The organism is Psychrobacter sp. PSP, assembly GCF_024085615.1.
Lineage (GTDB): Bacteria > Pseudomonadota > Gammaproteobacteria > Pseudomonadales > Moraxellaceae > Psychrobacter > Psychrobacter pacificensis.
In genome coordinates, this window is the sequence record NZ_JABLTF010000019.1 from 22,490 (window position 1) to 40,148 (window position 17,659).

The window sequence follows — 17,659 nt, forward strand, 5'->3', positions numbered from 1 at the left end:
AACTCAATGCAACTAAAACCTATCGCTGATGTACTCAATCCACTTAATTTAAATTCGCCCGACTTAGAAATGTTACGTCCAGATGAGAGACGATATACAACACTACTTATGCAACCTGATGGTCCTATATTCGCAAGTAAAGAAAGAATAGGAGCATTCGATCAAACTAAAGCCAAGATTAAAGGTAAAAAATTCTTAGAAACTGCAAATGAACGTGGTGCAACTCTTGCGATTACCCCTGAGTATTTTTTGCCTTGGGATACCTTATCAGAAGGTATTGCAGGGGGGTTAGTACCATCTGATAATGCTTTGTGGGTTCTTGGTACTGAAAGTATCACACAAGAGGGACTTGAAAGTTTCAAACAACAAGTTAGTGATCTGTGCATTATTATTCACGAGCCTTTAGAAGATCTTCCTCGAGATCGTCATCTTCTCGGTACGGTAGCACTTTTATTTCAGACAACACATATTGATGGCACAAAAAAACTCATAATATTAATTCAGTTTAAGACGTATCCATCTCGTGACGATTTGTTTTTTGAGGAATCTGTTTTAAGAAGAGGTTCGGTCGTTTACCAGTTCAAGGGTATTAATGGCCCATTAACTGCTGCCGTTATTATTTGTGCAGATGCTTTTGCTCTTGCTGAACTGGACCCTCAATCATTAAGTGACTTCAGTAATCAATCGACACTTATACATATCCAACTCAATCCTGATCCTAGAAATTCTGCTTTTAGGAGGTATCGCACAGCTACTTTTGGTACTGATCCTAGGGTAACAAACTGTCATATTGTTTGTCTTAACTGGGCACAATCCATTGTGCAATGTGATGAGCAAGGAAACGGAATCCATGACTGGCAAAATATAGCAGGATCAACTTGGTACTGTCCTGCCGATTCATGTTCATACAAAGACGAAGTTATTTTGCCTAATCATAAACTTGGTTTGTACTATGCTTATATGAAAGAGCGTCGACACGCTTTACTCTTTCATTATGACGAGGCAGTATTTGAAATATTAGTTCCTAAGATTCTTAGTTTCGGAAATGCAGTTGTTGCCAATCGGAATGGTCCTGTTGCGGTAAGTCGATATGAATGGAAAGAAGACATTAATACGTGGAAGAATGATGTTCCTCCTCCCGAAACAGGTTTTGATAATTTGATAGACAAAACTCCTGATACACGATTAGCACTAACTCACGTATTATCAGAAAACAATGCTATGAATATCGAGCGAGTGCTTGCTTTGAGTGCAGGAGCTATACCTGGAGTAGATGACTGGTATATAGCTAAAAATATAGATTCGTGTCAAATAGAGAAAGATGAAATAATTAATAGAGTGACAGTGGCTCAAGACAATAGTGAGCCTGCCACAAATTTTCGAGATATGAGACTCAAACCAGTTACACATATTCATCATGAACTTATAAACTACGAAAAATGGCCTCCACAGGTTTCAGACATTGATAAGGGTTCCACAATAAACTGGTCAAAAAGAAGCCCTAATTTCAATGTATTAACTTCTGATAAAAAACCTACACTTATTGTTTATCTAGGAGATTCTCCGTCAGCTGATGAGCTAAGTAAAAAAGGGGATATGTTTTACCATCTATTGCGCAAAGAAGGCGGTCCTCATCAGAATCGATTTTGCCTTATATATCGAAAATATGGAGAAATAAAATTCGCTTCGATTCCTACAATGACTCGCATCGATAATCCTATAGAAGATCAAACTGACATTACGTCTGTTACTCCATTTTAAAACATGAGAAATAAAAATGAATGATGTAACCACAGTACTTGAAATAATAAAAAAACAATTTTCAAGCATCCAAGATTTAGGTAAGGGTTTATTCCGATGTGAGCGGTCTTATTCAGGAAAAGTTTTCGCCACAGTTTACTTTGATATTTCAGATGATGTAGTAAAACGTGCTAATAATTTGCACGATTTCCAAGAAGGTTTGTTAGGAGCTGACTTCTTCAAAGTAAATGTTGATAGACGTTGGAATAACTATTTGTATTTTTGGGCAGGTCCAAAATCAAAAAAAGATAGTAAATTTTCTGAAGCGAAGTCTTCTATCGAAAAGGATAGACACTTTGCTCGGAAGTTTGTCCTTTCAGCAGATGAACTCTCAGGACATCTTTGTAGTATAAGTAGCCAAACGTCGCAACCGCATATTAGCGAAGATGCTAGTGTTCGATGGGGAGAGTTGTTAACTTCTGCTTCACTTGGCATAATACTGGAGAAGCGTCCACGTACTCGAGTTATTGAACTTATAAGTTCTGGAGAGGCATTCGTTTTAGATAATAGTCCAGTAGATAAATCAGTTTTAAATTTCGACCAAGATCCATTGGGAACAGGGTTTTTGCATCATTTACAGATTAATGGTTTTAGGCCAGCAATAAATGATAGCAAATTCTCATTTAGCAATGTAAACCTGATATTTGGTCAAAACGGTGCAGGTAAAACCTCTCTACTCGAATCAATAGAGGGTCTTTATTGTGGTCGAATACGGAGAGATTCTGATGCAAATATTAGTGGGATACAGGGTTGTTTAGAAATGCCGAATGGCTCTCTAGTTAATGTTAAGACTACAACTATTGCTTCAGTTATCAAAGAACGTAATCTCAGTTGGTATGGCCGATCTAATCAGCTATCAAGTGCGATTACAAACTCATTTACTAGATTCAACTTCCTTGATACAGACGCCGCTTTTAGACTCGCAAGTGATAATAATGCTGAGGATATAAAGGAAGATCTTAGCCTTTTATTGGTTGGGCCTGAAGCTTCATCCCTATGGACATATATTAAAAAGATAAACAGCGATATAGCCGATAAATATTCTGAAGCTTGCAAACAAATTCCATTTCTTTTAAAAGAAACGGATTATTTAGGTCGTGAACTAAAGCGTTTAAAAGAGTCACCCTCTGAATCAGCCACTCTAATTAAAACATATCAAGCAGGTTTGCAAGCCATTGGTATCAAATGGGATCTAGTAGAAAAATCAACATCTATTAATTTGTCCGAAAGAACTGACTTAGAGTACTTATTGAGAGGCTTTAGGAGTGCTATTTCGGTTGTCCAATCTACATCAGTTACAAAACGATTGCTGCAAGACCACAAAATATTGGTTATGGAAACTATCAATACTTTAAATGATAGTGTCAAAGAGTTTAATGCTATAAGAAAAAAAACTATAGATACTGAAGCGCTGATGAGTAAATATAAATCTGACCTTCATCTACTCAGAAGCTGGATGACATATTGCGAGAATGGTGCTCCGATAGTTCATGAATCCATAGCTCAAAAAACCAAAGCTCTTTCAGTAGTGCGTAAAACCATCGGTGACATATTTATTGATGATGTATATGAACTGTCTGAAAAGTATGAGTTACATTCTATTAGTGATGCTTTGCAAGCTGCAACTGATAATTTGAAACGTGCAACACAAGAAGAAGCTTCTTTTATCAATAGTCTTGAGCAAATAGAAGGACTAGAGGAATCAGTAGACGCATTACGTAGTGATCTGCGTTCTGCAGTAATCTCCATTATAGATCGTACAGGAGATCCAAATCACTGTCCTGTATGTATGACATTTCATAAAGAAAATGAATTATTACAAAAGATTGAAAAGCTTACTTTAGCAGAGGTGTCATCGACTACCGAAACATTACGCCAATCTGTTAAGTCGGCGAAAATGTATGCACAACAAGAAAGAAATGAAATCAAGTCTTTAGAGGCTTTGAAACGTTTTGCCGATACAAATATGCTCTCTAGCAAGCTTGTTGTAGGTGATATTCAGGAATTACTATTATCAAAATATCATGATATTTCTGTTCTTAATGAAGAATTATCAAGTCTTGAGTCCAAATTTGAATCGCTAAGCTTGCTTGGCATAGACTGGAGTAAATATGATGAGATTCGCCATGCTGCAACTATAGTTTTAGGTAAAAATGGTCACGTCTCTTCTTTGGAAGATGTTAATAAACATATACTTCTATTAAATAAAAATATTGAGATAACGTTCAAAGAACTCTCAAATCTTAGGCTTAATTTGAAAGAAATAACTGAGAAATCTTTGCATGGTTCTGCGCCTATAATTGTTCCAAATGACTTAAGTATTACTCCAATAGGACTGTTATCAAATGTGAAAGAAATAGCCGACAACCTTGAAAGCTCGATTAATTTTTTACAAGCAGCCGAACAGCAGATTGATTTAGATAGTAAAGACTCTTTCGAGGAAATCATACTATCTCTAGAGCAAATTTTAAATGATTTTGACCGCGCTTATTATGCTTTTCAAAATGAAGTAGTAGCGAAAACAGAGTTAGTTAAGAAAATGGAAGAGCTGAGCAAATCTACCGAACAGCTATATAAATATTCTTTAAATCGGGATAATTTAGAGAAGGCAAAAGTTTTACTTGACCATATAATACAAGATTACTCTCTTGAAAAAGCAACACAAAAATCTCTTGAGTCTATTCGTACACATGTGAGTAGTATATTCTCAAGAGTTCATGCCCCAATTGAATATACACTTGGGGACTTTCAGAGTGAAACACTGCTAGTTAGTCGCTCAGGAACAAACCACGGTATAAATCAAGTAAGCACTGGTCAAAGAGCAGCATTTGCACTATCTATTTTTCTTGCTCTTAATCTAAGTGCAGAAAGTGCCCCTCCAATCATTCTTATTGATGACCCTATAGCTCATATAGATGATTTAAATGCTCTCTCGTTTATAGATTATTTAAGAGATCTAGCGATTGAAACTAATAAGCAGATTTTTTTTGCTACAGCCGACTCAAAGCTTGCAGCCCTCTTTGAGAAAAAATTTGAGTTCCTAGGTGATCGCTATAAAAAAATTGTTCTAACCAAGTAAGCGACGTCTTCAATGGGTGAGTCATACAGTCTTTGAGCTATGCTGAAGAAACCGTAGAGGTAAACTTGGTAAACTAAGCGTATTAATCGGAGTTTACCATGACCAAGAAAGTAAGAACCTACAGTGACGAATTTAAAGCAGAAGCCGTTAAGAAGATAGCCTAGGTTAAATTCCTCAGCTGTAGCACGACCAGTATGTCCTTGCATATAGTATGCGATGACTTCAAGCTTAAAGTCTAGATCGTAGCGCATAAAAATACCCCATAAGTTGTGTCCAACTTATGGGGGGCAGTTCATAAGTGAGGCTTTTTTAATTGAATCGCTTTAATACTTATCCATCAGACAGCCAATATACTAAAACTGTGGCTGCCCATTAGATGCGCTGACACCACCATCAACTGGTAGATTTACCCCAGTAATCATAGAGGCATCATTACTGGCTAAAAAGGTAATCGCGGCGGCGATATCTTCAGGAGTCACAAAGCGTTCTAGAGGGCAGCGTGCTAAAAATTTATCGACCTTTTCTTGATCTTCTCGCATGTCTTTGGTCATGTTGGTCTTAGTCGCGGTAGGGTTGACCGCATTGACGCGCACACCATCAGGGCCATGATCCATCGCTAACGTACGTGTCAAGTTGGTGACGCCTGCTTTGGCAGCGTTGTAAGCGGCCATGTTCCAATCACCGCCGATACCTGAGAGCGATGAGACATTGACGATATTGCCTTGTGTCTTGATGAGATGCGGCATTGCAGCCTGACAGACATAAAAAGTACCATTTAAATTGACATCAATAGCTGCGTGCCAATCCTCACTAGATAAGTCCGTTATTTTGCCTTCCATACCTTTGCCCGCATTATTGACGACGATATCGAGCTTTTCAAACCTCTCAATCACTCGTTTTACCATTTCTTGTACTTGGCTTTGTACACTAATATCACAGGTGATGGTCATGTAGTTGTCGGTATGAATCCATGTATGATCTTCTGGAAACTGTTTTGCGGTCTCCTCTAAAGTTTCAGAGGTTCGTCCCACTAGTACCACAGTCGCGCCTTCATTAGCGAAACGCAGAGCAGTGGCGCGTCCCATACCTGAGCCGGCTCCAGTGACAATGACGGTTTTTTCTTTAAAACGCTTCATAATGCTCAATCCTTGTTATTATATAGTGCTTATTAAAATTCGATAAACGTACCTGACATTAATACGTGAGCGCAGCTTATAACTATAAGATCCACGCACAAGCATTGCTGCTTTGATATCATCATAACAAGTCATTACGTTGAAAGCGACTGCGTCTGATAGTGCTTATGTAGCGTAATTTTACATTCGTAAAAATGTTGAAATGCTGATGACTATGTTTATAAATATGCGTTTATAAATATGCCACCATTTTAATCAGCCAAAATGTCATTCATCACACATCATAAGATTATAAAGGGCTAGAATCTGTGTCTCATTCGTCTACTATAATATCCGATGGGGGCTACCTTGACCTTGCTAGTGAGCTGGCCTGTTACTTACAGACAGCAGCGGTAGACATCGCTCTAGCTGGTATGCAGACTATTGAACAGCAATATGATGCTCGCTATAGCGCACGCTCGTATCATTACCAGCTTTCGTCGGGCAAGCTGCAACTGCTGGCACTGACATTATACTTGCCAATGAGTACAAGCTCAGCTGATATTGAGCGAGCACGTATGACTGCTATAAAAGCTGCGCTGGCATGGCATAAATCATCATTGTCTCAAAATGAACATGTTGCACAGACTCATGATATTTTGGTTTTCGATATTCAGCTGACTGATAATGTAGTAGATGGTCATAAGAAAAATACTGATAGTCAGGACAGCAAGCAATTAAATCACTTGCAACATGCTTTTGGTGCTCGTTATTTTTTGGAGGACTTGGTTGTAGACATGAGTGAGGGCGGGCAGCAATTGCAAGTCTTCAGCTGGCATGACTGGCACTCAATACTGGTTGCGGTACAGACACCCTATGAGTTATGGCGGTTTTTGAATTATCACTTAGAGCAACTACAATATTCGGCTATCAGCCATGTCCCAAGTTTTGTATCAGAAGAAGTGCTAGTCGCTGAATTTTTGCAAAGCGCCTCTTTATTCACACCTGCGATCACAGTAGACAATGCACTTATCAAGTACGACATTCAGGACAAACCTAATCCAGCGTTGGTGGCCATGGCGCTTGCATATAAGAATCAGAGCACGACTGCGCAGATGTACCAACAGCATATGCAGCAGGCAGCCACGCTATGGTCACAGCTCAGTACACAAATGATAGCAGCATATGCTGATAAGCAGACATCTAGTAATGGCCAAGAATCATCAACTGAGCCGTTGGGGTTTCGTTGGCAGCAGCAACTATTAGATGAGTCTTTATTTTCGCGTCATGAGCTGATCCGTACGCTATATAGACATCCTAAGCAAAGTAAGACGCTGCAACAAGATGGTTATATCGTACATCAGCATTCCTACGAAACCTTGGGGCGGCATTATGTACTGATATTCTATGGACAAGACGCTCAAGCAAAAAATAGCAAAAATGTTATTCAACCGAATCTAGCAAAAATTGCACAGGATGTTGCGACTCGATTGCCAATAGCAGAGCTGCATCATATCGTTGTACTCGGTATCGACTTTATTACTGAGGCAAATGAAACGTTCATCGATATTGATGTGTGGATTCAGTCAGTGGACGCGATGACGCAAAGAGAGCGACAGCTAACCAAGCAAATACAACAATTAAAGAGCAAAAAGTCGCATCAAAATACGCAAGAGGCAGAGAAGCAAACTGCTCAAAACTCTGAAAGTCATCCTCAATCTGACAAGTTGCCTCAAGTACGTCTAAGCCTTTCTATACCAGCGCGAAAGAAATAATGAGCACGTAACATATTTTGAAAATCGAGCTGAGTATTCTGCTAGAAGCTGCTGTAAGTCTAACTTATACTGACACTCACAAAAAAAGACAGCCTAGGCTGTCTTTTTTTTATCTAAGAGTAGGTAATTATTGATACTTATTTATTGATGTCATCGTTAAGATCATTACCAGGAAGGATTTGATTACTGTTATAGATATCATTGGTATCAATATCTACGCGAGGAGTGTCAATCACATCAGTGCGCAAATCAGTCGTTGACGTGCTAGCAGCTGAAGGTGTGTTGTCACGAACTGAATCAGCAACTTTTTCTTGCGTTGATGAGCTTGGCTGCAGCGTGGATTTTGCTTTTGCTTCGTCGCGCTCACGATCCATTCTATCTTGCATTTTACGTAGGAAACGTGCGGCTGCTTCTTGGCCACCAAGACCAAATGATAGGGCAAAGGCGACGGCGACGGCACCTAGCGTTAGACCAAATGCTAGATTCACGATTGAATCTGCAATACCCATTGCTTTTAGACCCATAGCAAGTACAAGGCCCATAATCAATACACGCACAATGTTTGCTAAGAATTGTGAACCTTGTTCAGAGCGCTCAACAACACCTGCAATAATATTGGCAAGCCAAAATCCGATGAACAGGATAATCGCACCTAAGATGATGTTAGCGCCAAATGCGATAAACATCGTAATAATAGCTGAGATAGGCTCGAAACCTAGTAAATCAGCAGCTGCGATAGCAGCAAATAGCATAGCAAAGAAGATAATCGCATAAGCAACTAAGTCAGAGATTCTCTTGTCACCCATAGTCTCTTGCAAGCCAACTTTGGCAGGCATTTGATTGATTTGAGTGTTTTCAAGCAATCCTTTGACGATATTTGCGACCATACGTACAACATAAAAAGTCACAAATAAGATAGCCACTGCCATGAAGATGTTAGGCAATGCTTCCATGATTTTATTCAACATATTGGTCGCAGGGCGAGCAATAACGTCGATTTTTAATGCGTTCAAAGCAGCAATAATCGTTGGGATAATAACCACTAAAAATGCTAGCGAACCTGCAATATTAGGTAGGCTGTTTTGTTCACTTAAGCCAGCTTTCGTCGCTAACTCTTGAACATTAAAAGTAGAAACAAGGTTGGTCACAATGCCGCGTACGACTTTGGCAATGATATAACCAACAACAAAAACCACACCAGCGATTAGGATGTTAGGGATAAAGCTGAAGATTTTGTCGACCATATTAGTCAATGGTGCAAACAAACCATCAAGCTCTAGCTGACCGAGTACCATGGTCAAAACAACCAATAAGATGAACCAGTAAACCATATCAGCGATGGTGCTGCTCATCGGTTTTACGCCTGCTTGTGTGCTTAGACGCTCGTCCATTGTCGTTTTAGAAAGCGCCGCATTGATTGTAGTGCGTGCGACAGTGGCGATAACCCAACCAATTACACCAAGCGCGATCGCACCGATGAGGTTAGGGATAAATGCCAATACTTGATTAACCATATTTGCAAATGGTGCCGAGATTGAGTTTAAGTTTAGTTGGCTAAGCGCCCCTGAAATAGCAATGATAAAGATAAACCAAAAAACAATCTTGGAGATAATTCCCTCAAGATCGTAATTTTTACCGGTTGAAGAGTTCATGCGTTGATTAAGATTGACTTTAGAGAGCACACCGCGGACAAGTGCTGCGATACCAAGTGCGACCAGCCAACCAATGATAAATATCAAGATAGCGCCAATGATAGAACCGATAGGCCCACCAAGATAACCGTTAAAAGATGTATACATTGGGTTCATCTTATCCTCCTTGAATCATCCTATAGGTAACACTCAAAAGTATTGTGATTACAATCACTGTTGAATGAGACAAATATACAGATGGTTTATTATAAATAGTGTCTTTAAATTGAGTTATGGGAAGATATTATCATTTTCGAATAAAGGTAATTATCAAAAGTATCAGGCTGGTTTTTAGTTATCGCTTTGCTACTGACGCTCATATATCAATGATAAATACCAACATTCGATTACTTATCTCCTTACCCAATCTAGCTTAGCCTATGTATTGATGGATTTAAAGATAGAAAGCTTTACCTGCCACTATATTTGTGTGATAACTTGTTATTATAATAGGAAATATTAACACAGACTGTACATTCGCCCGATAATTTCGTGTAAAGCGTGGTTCCCAAAACTAAGATTTGTTATTATAGAGCAATGTGACATCTCGCCACTATTCTTACAATCAGAGAGTAATCTATGAAAAAAATCACTACTTTAAGCATTAGTGCCCTTGCTAGTGCTATGTTGTTAATGACAGGCTGTAGCACCAATAACGGCAGTCAAGAAACAGCTGCTCAAAGCGTTTCTATCACAGAGCAAAGCTCAGCAAGTGAAAAAGTGGGCTATAGCTTAGGATTCATGATGGCAGAAGGCAATAAAGAAGCTGTCAAAGATTTGAACCTGGATACTTTTGAAAAAGGTTTCCGTGATGGTTACGAAGGCAATGATTCAGCATTGACCCAAGAGCAAATGCAAGAAGTATTGATGACGTATCAAAAAGAGCAAGAAGAGCAGTTCGCAAAAGACATGCAAACCAAAGCAACAGAAAATAAAACTGCTGGCACAGCATTCTTAGCAGAAAATGCGAAAAAAGAAGGCGTGAAGCAAACGGATTCTGGCCTGCAATATAAAGTATTAAAAGAAGGTACAGGTAAATCGCCAAAAGCAACTGACGTGGTGGAAGTGAACTACGAAGGTAAATTGATCGATGGTACCGTATTTGACAGCTCATATGAGCGTGGTGAGCCAATTGAGTTCCCACTAAACCAAGTAATCGCTGGCTGGACGGAAGGTCTACAGTTGATGAAAGAGGGCGGCAAGTACGAGTTCTATATCCCATCAGACATCGCCTATGGCGAAGCGGGTAACGCTGGTATCGAGCCAAATAGCACGCTTATCTTTACGGTTGAGCTATTAAAAGTAAAGTAATGCGCGGCTGAAGCATTCATCTATAAAAAAAGCCTTCATAATGATTATGAAGGCTTTTTTATGCGCAGAGGTTTTATATCAGTTTGTCTATAAATTATAGGTTTTTTTGAAAGACTTTAGAGTTGCGACCATTGTGGTACTTCTCTAGACGTGCTGCTGGTAAGGCACTTGCCTCAACTTCCGCAAAGCCTTGCTCAACGAACCAATGGGCGGTACGCGTGGTCAGTACAAACAGTTTATGTAGACCATGGCTGCGCGCTTGCTGCTCTAAAAACGCGAGCAAATCAGCACCGCGGCTACCATTGCGATATTCAGGACGTACGGCAACACAAGCGACTTCTGCGGACTCTGCGTCTAGCGTATGCAAGGCTGCACAACCCAAAATCATACCATCACGTTCGATGACGCTATAGTTGTCGATTTCTTGCTCTAAGCGTTCACGTGAGCGGCTGACTAAGATACCTTGCTCTTCTAGAGGGGATAACAGCTCGATAAGGCCAACGACGTCATCGATATTGGCACGGCGAATTTCTTCGTAAGGATCATGGCTAATTAGCGTACCAGAACCGTCACGAGTGAATAATTCTTCTAATAGTGCACCGTTTTTGGCATAGGAGATGATATGCGTGCGATGGACACCTTGACGGCAAGCCAAGCTTGCGCAGTTCAAGAAATAATTGATTTCACAGTTCAAATCACGGTCACGTAAGAAGCGATCCACTTCGTTAGGAATCATCTCATGTAGCAAACGATCACCATCATTGATACCTGCTTCTTCGCCCAAAAATATCAGCTTATCAGCACCCAGCTCTACTGCGGCGCTAAGTGCAACGTCTTCAGCGAGCAAATTGAACACTTCACCTGTCGCAGAGTAGCCCATCGAGCCCAATATCACGATGTGGTCATGCAGTAGGTTGTTTTTGATGGCTTCAACGTCAATAGAGCGCACTTCACCCGTCATTTGATAATCAATGCCTTCACGAATGCCATAAGGGCGCGCCGTGACAAAATTGCCTGAGATGGCGTCAATACGTGAGCCGTACATCGGCGAATTGGCCAGTCCCATCGACAGCTGTGCTTCGATCTGTAAGCGAATTGCGCCAACCGCTTGCAGGATAGCGGGCATTGCAGCACGCGGCGTGATACGAATGTCTTGATGCAGCGGAGATTCAATATTATCGTCTTTTAGGTTTTTTTCGATCTGCGGTCGCGCCCCGTGTACCAGTACCAGCTTGATACCCAAACTATGGAGCAAGGCAAAGTCATGAATCAGCGTGCTGAAGTTAGGATGATTGACCGCTTCACCGCCAAACATAATCACGAAAGTCTTACCGCGATGCGTATTAATGTATGGGGCAGAGTTACGGAACCAATGGACGTATTCAGGGTTAATCTGTGGCATGGAACTAGTAGTCATAATGGGAACAGTAGTCGTTAGAATAAGAAAAAGGGCGTAGCAAAAAAATGCCTAACGCTAAAGATTTACCATAGCAAAAAACGCGGTTATGAGCTATCTTTTATTTCAGCTGTGTTGAGGTCTTTTTATTGCCCATCGGTGATATACACAACCTCAACACGGGGTTAATGTACCCACAAATGCTTTTTGCTATGCTAAGCGCTATTGCTTTACTGTCAATGAACGAAGATAATCAATAAAAATGATGAATCTGATTCTTTTAATTATTGACTATGTATTAAGATAACTCAGTTTTTGCCATCTGTGCTTTACCGATATATCAATCAGGGATAATGAGAACTATGAAAAAAAGTAACCAATTTGCTAGCCCATTTAGTGCTTGGAGCGGTCATCGCTTATTTCACGTTGTTGCCGGTACGCTCATCGGTGCGATGGTAGTCACGCAGGCATCTGCCATGCTGCCGACACCAGAGCAAGCAGTTGATAGCTCAATGGCAGTTCAAGCCAATACAAATGCGAGCAGCAACTCAAGTGCTCAAGCGGTCAATAGTAAAATCACCGCATCGTTGGTCAGTGTTGATGCCAATGGTCAAGAAGTACTCGTCCCTGTCGATACAAATACTCGTTTGCAATCAGGTAACGTATTGGAGTATCAAGGCTACTTTACCAACACCAATGCCGATCGCGTCCGTAAGATGACGGTCACCATGAGTATTCCGGATCAAGTAGAATTGCTTGGTACAGTGGCACCTGAGTTCCCATATGGGAGTGTCGATGGCAACAACTTCGCCCGTATGCCACTACGTACCAAGGTAGACAATCAACTACAAGATGTGGCACTAAAATACTATAAAGCGGTTCGTTGGGATCTTGAAGGTGTTGGTTTGAACGACACCGTTGCAGTGAAATATCGCGCGCGCGTAAAGTAACGCTAAGACTTTCATAGTAAAAAATTCGTCAGATAATGATGTTTATTATTGATAAAGCACCACCGTTTATAACGGTGGTGCTTTTTTATGCATTGGATCTAATGTCGCTTAACTCTTGTGATGAGTACGCAATAGAGTTAATCAAAGCGTCGCATATTTGCTAGAAGATTTCTCTCGAATCAGCTGTTTGATGGCGTTGATTTGTGGCGTTGTGGCTTGTGCACCTGCTTCTATCAGCGTACGACGCTGCCTGGTATCTATTGAGCTATTACGACCGACATTAGGCGTAATGACAATGTCCGCGCGATCTCGTTCGCGGCTTATTGATGGGGAGCGATTGGTAGGGGATACGATATTGGTTTCGAGAAAGCCCCAAAAGTCGCTTAATGAGCTGATGGTTATTGCTCTATTATCAATAGGGCCATTGACTTGAGCGGCAGTCACATCAACAGCAATAACAATATCAGCGCCCAAGTCGCGTGCGCTGTCAACGGGTACGAGGCTGACCACGCCACCGTCAATATATTTTTTGCCGACTTTTTCTGGAATACGCGGGGCAATAAAAATATTGGGCACGCTACAGGATGCTTGGACAGCAAGCCCTGCGTTACCTGTGGTAAAGACGGCTTTTTTTAGGGTGTTTTTTTCTGCTGCAACGGCGGCAAAGGTAATTGGAAAGTCTTCTATGACTTGTCCGCGAACTTTTTCATTCACAAAGTTTTTGAGTTTGATGCCTTCGACAAAGCCTTGATTGGATAAGGTAAAGTCTGTCAACTGGCTATCGGTGGTGGTCAGTGCCAACTGCTCAAGCTGTAACGGCGCGTATCCACTGGCATACAGGCTACCGATTAAACTGCCGACACTCGTGCCGACGATCAGGGTAGGTTTGATGCCATTCTCTTCCAATGCCTTTATCACACCCACGTGGGCAAACCCTTTGGCACCGCCGCCACCCAAGACCAATGCGACGCTAGGTAACTTCACGATAGGCTCTGGCGTTTTAGGTGTTTGAGCAGTGGGTGTTAGGGTGCTGCAAGCACTGACGCATAACCCAACTATGGCAAGCATGCTAAGACGTAATATACTTAAACCTTGATGAGACGGTCGATATAGAGCAGAGTCTGACATAAAAAACACCTTATAAAATGACCGTAGTTTATAAAAACCATGATGCAGAAAAACCATGTTGTAGAAAATAAGACAGCTACTATTTATATAATAGATGTAAACAAGTTGTCTTAAAGGGTTTTGCAGTCATGACGGAATAGCTTAGCATAAGTCATTGACTGTTCAGCTATAATGAGATGAATCGATGTTTATATTTTGCTGTTTTTACGGGTCATTTTATGACAATCTTTCTTAGGTGAGTTATATTTAAAACAGCCGATGACATAGATAAAAATAATAAATAACCTTGTTAGGATCTTTGATGCCAGTATCGATGAATGTTTCTTCAGCCAATTCAGCAGACCATATAAGGCCTGACTTGCCACTCTCGGCGTTAGATATGCCAGTGACAGCGTTGGCAGGTGTTGGGACAAAGGTAGCGGAGCAATTGGCACAATTGAATATTAAGCGGATATTTGATTTGCTACTGCATTTGCCGCGTGATTATGAAGATCGCAGTCGACTGGTATCAATCGCAGAAGTGGCTCACGGACAGTCGGCTATGATTACCGGACGTGTGGTCCATGTCGATACTAAACGTAGCGGCATGACCGTAACTGTGAACGATGATACGGGCACCATAGCTTTGCGGTTTTTTAAAGTCTATCGCGGCCTTGCGCAGACCATGAATGTGGGGACGCGATTACAGCTGTTTGGTGAAGTCAAAGTCAGTCGTTACGGCAAACAAATACACCATCCTGAATATCAAGTTATCACAGATAATATAGCTACGACTGATACGGGTCTACAGCCCATTTATCCGAGTGTGAAAGGCTTGCACCAAAATAAACTACGCACTTTGATCAAGCTGGCCCTGCAAACGGTTCGTAGTCAGGGTCTACCGATGACGTTGTTTACGAAGGAGGATTTTGCCGTCGTGGCTGACTTACCATTAGTACCTTTTGAGCCAGCCAAATCTTTACTGCTAGAGACAGAGTTTCCAGAAGATATTTTTTCGACATTGGCGCGAAGTGTGCCTGATCATGTGATTGGCAATAGTGTGAATAGGCCTACTGCGTCCGTTTACAACGTCAATAATGATAGCCATAGCGCAGCTGCTCGCATCGCTCATAGCAATGTTTATAACTTAACGATATTTGAAGCGCTAGTACTGCTACATACACCGCCCACCTACACCAACGCAAGCCAGCAATACAAACTGTTGACCCAACTGACTGCGCGTACTCACGCTGCCTGTCAGCGCTTGATTATCGAAGAGTTGACCGCCCATCAGCTTAGCCTGTTGTACCGTCGTCAGCAGCTGCATCAGCACAAAGCACCCAAATGTACAACCCACAGTCCGCTAGCTGATAAGCTGTTTGGTGCATTGCCGTTTGATCTAACAGGTGCACAAAAACGAGTGATGAAAGACATCACGACTGATATGGCAACCTCTATCCCAATGCTACGACTGGTACAAGGCGATGTGGGCGCTGGCAAGACTTTGGTTGCAGCAGGAGCGGCGGGTTATGCGCTTGATAGTGGTTGGCAGGTGGCAGTCATGGCGCCGACTGAGATTTTAGCAGAGCAGCACCTCGTGAACTTTAAGCAATGGTTTGAGCCGCTAGGTATCGGTGTTGGTTGGCTCGCGGGTAAGCAAACTGCCAAACAGCGCCGCGAGGCCTTAGAAGCGGTTGCGGAAAACACGGTACAAATTGTCGTTGGTACGCATGCCTTGTTTCAAGAGCAAGTACAGTTTGCCAAGCTAGGGCTCGTGATCATTGATGAGCAGCATCGATTTGGTGTTGAGCAGCGTATGGCATTGACCAATAAAGGCGTTGCCAATAGCACACCGCATCAGCTAATCATGACCGCTACCCCGATTCCACGAACGCTTGCCATGAGCGTTTATGGCGATATGGATACCTCTATCATTGATGAGCTGCCGCCAGGACGTACCCCCATTACCACGGTGACCATCGATCGTAATCGCCGCGATGAGGTGATCGAACGCATTGCCGTGAATTGCGAAGCGGGCAGGCAAGCATATTGGGTGTGCTCCTTAGTCGAGGCGTCTAGTGTGCTCGATGCACAAGCAGCTGAAGCCACGTATGAAGATTTAAATGAGCGCTTAGACATTCGCATTGGTTTAGTACACGGCAAAATGAAATCTGCGGATAAACAAGCCATCATGCAGGCGTTCAAGGCGGGTGATTTGGATTTGTTAATTGCCACAACCGTGATTGAGGTGGGGGTTGATGTGCCCAATGCATCACTCATGGTGATCGAAAATGCGGAGCGTCTAGGGCTTTCACAATTGCATCAGCTTCGCGGGCGCGTTGGGCGCGGCTCAACCAAGAGCTTTTGTGTGTTGTTATACCAAAAACCATTATCAGAAACAGGCACGGAGCGTTTGAACGTGCTACGTGATAGCACTGATGGTTTTGTTATCGCTCAAAAAGACTTAGAGCTGCGCGGACCGGGTGAACTGCTCGGTAAACGCCAGACAGGCAATGTTGGCTATTATTTGGCCGATCTTATCCGTGATGAGCAGTTATTTGCGATTGCGCAGCGTTTGGCCAAGCACTTGATTGCAGACCCTACCAGAAAAGCGGATGTCAGCCAATTGATTCATCGCTGGATGCCTGAGGCGAGTCGTTATACCAATGCTTAAAAGGGCTATTATTATATACCGTTTGGATATCTAAAACGTTTGACTCAATCAATTGATTGATTAATAATGACCCATGACAAAATTATCTGAAATTGACTTTGAAACCGCGCTTGATCGAGTCGAATCTGAACCTAGTAGTAGCGCCGCCTCCATTTTACGATGCGCCGAAGCGCTGTTTTCGGCTAAAGGCTTTAAAGCGGTTACTACTCGAGATATTGCCAAGGCTTCTGGCAAGAATATTTCCACCATTCACTTTCACTGGCAAAGCAAACGGTCGCTGTATGAAGCGGTATGTAGAATGCATGCTCGTCAGCTGTTGGCTTTTGTGTCTCAAACAGAAGCCGCGATTGCAGATAGTACACTTGAGCCCGCCCAAGCGTTAGAGCAGTGGATCGATAAAACTTTGGATTTACTGATTGAGAATCCAGCGATTGCTAAGCTAGCGTCACAGAATATCTCAGTACAAAATAACCCAGAAATGGTGACTTTGTTTGAACATGACATTCAAGTATTGGCGCGGTTTCAAGGCTATCTGTCTACATTTCTTGGTCCAACTGACGATCATACTAAGCCATTGCGCCTGTTCACCTTGCTTTATTTTACCATCGGTATGTTTACAGACTCGTCACTACAACAAGCCACGCTTGGCGGGTCGGTTTATGAGCAACCAGAGTTACAACAACAGCTTAAATCGTTTGCAAAAAATCTCGCAATGAGCTTGCTACAAAAAAATAGCGCACTAACCACTAATTCATAAGCTG

General features: G+C 41.9%; 11 protein-coding genes. 7 read left to right on the forward strand and 4 right to left on the reverse strand.

What is annotated here, in order from left to right:
- Positions 1-6: 6 nt before the first annotated feature.
- Entirely contained in the window at positions 7-1,761 is a 1,755-nt protein-coding gene (locus HL061_RS08970) for a hypothetical protein (RefSeq protein WP_025646110.1), read from the forward strand.
- Positions 1,762-1,777: 16 nt separating this feature from the next.
- On the forward strand, positions 1,778-4,879 hold the full coding sequence (locus HL061_RS08975) for a hypothetical protein (RefSeq protein ID WP_025646112.1): 3,102 nt from the start codon (positions 1,778-1,780) through the stop codon (positions 4,877-4,879).
- Positions 4,880-5,232: 353 nt separating this feature from the next.
- On the opposite strand, the gene HL061_RS08980 is transcribed toward HL061_RS08975, so the two are convergent.
- Positions 5,233-6,015, reverse strand: coding sequence for an SDR family oxidoreductase (locus HL061_RS08980; protein WP_071002722.1), 783 nt, complete (start codon positions 6,013-6,015; stop codon positions 5,233-5,235).
- A 308-nt stretch (positions 6,016-6,323) separates the two neighbouring features.
- On the opposite strand from HL061_RS08980, the gene HL061_RS08985 reads away from it, so the two are divergent.
- Positions 6,324-7,769 carry a hypothetical protein gene (locus HL061_RS08985; RefSeq protein ID WP_071002723.1) on the forward strand — a complete coding sequence of 482 codons (1,446 nt, stop codon included), beginning with the start codon at positions 6,324-6,326 and terminating at the stop codon, positions 7,767-7,769.
- 137 nt (positions 7,770-7,906) lie between these two features.
- Here the strand turns inward: HL061_RS08985 and HL061_RS08990 are convergent, their stop codons facing one another.
- On the reverse strand, positions 7,907-9,577 hold the full coding sequence (locus HL061_RS08990; RefSeq protein WP_252962745.1) for a mechanosensitive ion channel: 1,671 nt from the start codon (positions 9,575-9,577) through the stop codon (positions 7,907-7,909).
- A gap of 462 nt (positions 9,578-10,039) precedes the next feature.
- On the opposite strand from HL061_RS08990, the gene HL061_RS08995 reads away from it, so the two are divergent.
- A complete protein-coding gene (locus HL061_RS08995) occupies positions 10,040-10,771 on the forward strand; it encodes an FKBP-type peptidyl-prolyl cis-trans isomerase (protein ID WP_058025059.1) in 732 nt (243 codons plus the stop codon).
- Positions 10,772-10,865: 94 nt separating this feature from the next.
- Here the strand turns inward: HL061_RS08995 and argA are convergent, their stop codons facing one another.
- On the reverse strand, positions 10,866-12,188 hold the full coding sequence (argA, locus tag HL061_RS09000) for an amino-acid N-acetyltransferase (protein ID WP_071002725.1): 1,323 nt from the start codon (positions 12,186-12,188) through the stop codon (positions 10,866-10,868).
- A 341-nt stretch (positions 12,189-12,529) separates the two neighbouring features.
- On the opposite strand from argA, the gene HL061_RS09005 reads away from it, so the two are divergent.
- Positions 12,530-13,117 (forward strand): hypothetical protein, encoded by a 588-nt coding sequence (locus HL061_RS09005; protein ID WP_058025061.1) that lies wholly within the window; start codon positions 12,530-12,532, stop codon positions 13,115-13,117.
- A gap of 141 nt (positions 13,118-13,258) precedes the next feature.
- Here the strand turns inward: HL061_RS09005 and HL061_RS09010 are convergent, their stop codons facing one another.
- Complete coding sequence (locus HL061_RS09010; protein ID WP_071002726.1) at positions 13,259-14,245, reverse strand: patatin-like phospholipase family protein; 987 nt, start codon at positions 14,243-14,245, stop codon at positions 13,259-13,261.
- Between the two features lie 301 nt (positions 14,246-14,546).
- Here HL061_RS09010 and recG point away from each other — a divergent pair, with 301 nt between their 5' ends.
- Together recG and HL061_RS09020 are read left to right on the forward strand one after the other, a co-directional pair.
- Entirely contained in the window at positions 14,547-16,898 is a 2,352-nt protein-coding gene (recG, locus tag HL061_RS09015; RefSeq protein ID WP_071002727.1) for an ATP-dependent DNA helicase RecG, read from the forward strand.
- 73 nt (positions 16,899-16,971) lie between these two features.
- Positions 16,972-17,655 carry a TetR/AcrR family transcriptional regulator gene (locus HL061_RS09020; RefSeq protein WP_240365628.1) on the forward strand — a complete coding sequence of 228 codons (684 nt, stop codon included), beginning with the start codon at positions 16,972-16,974 and terminating at the stop codon, positions 17,653-17,655.
- Positions 17,656-17,659 lie beyond the last annotated feature (4 nt).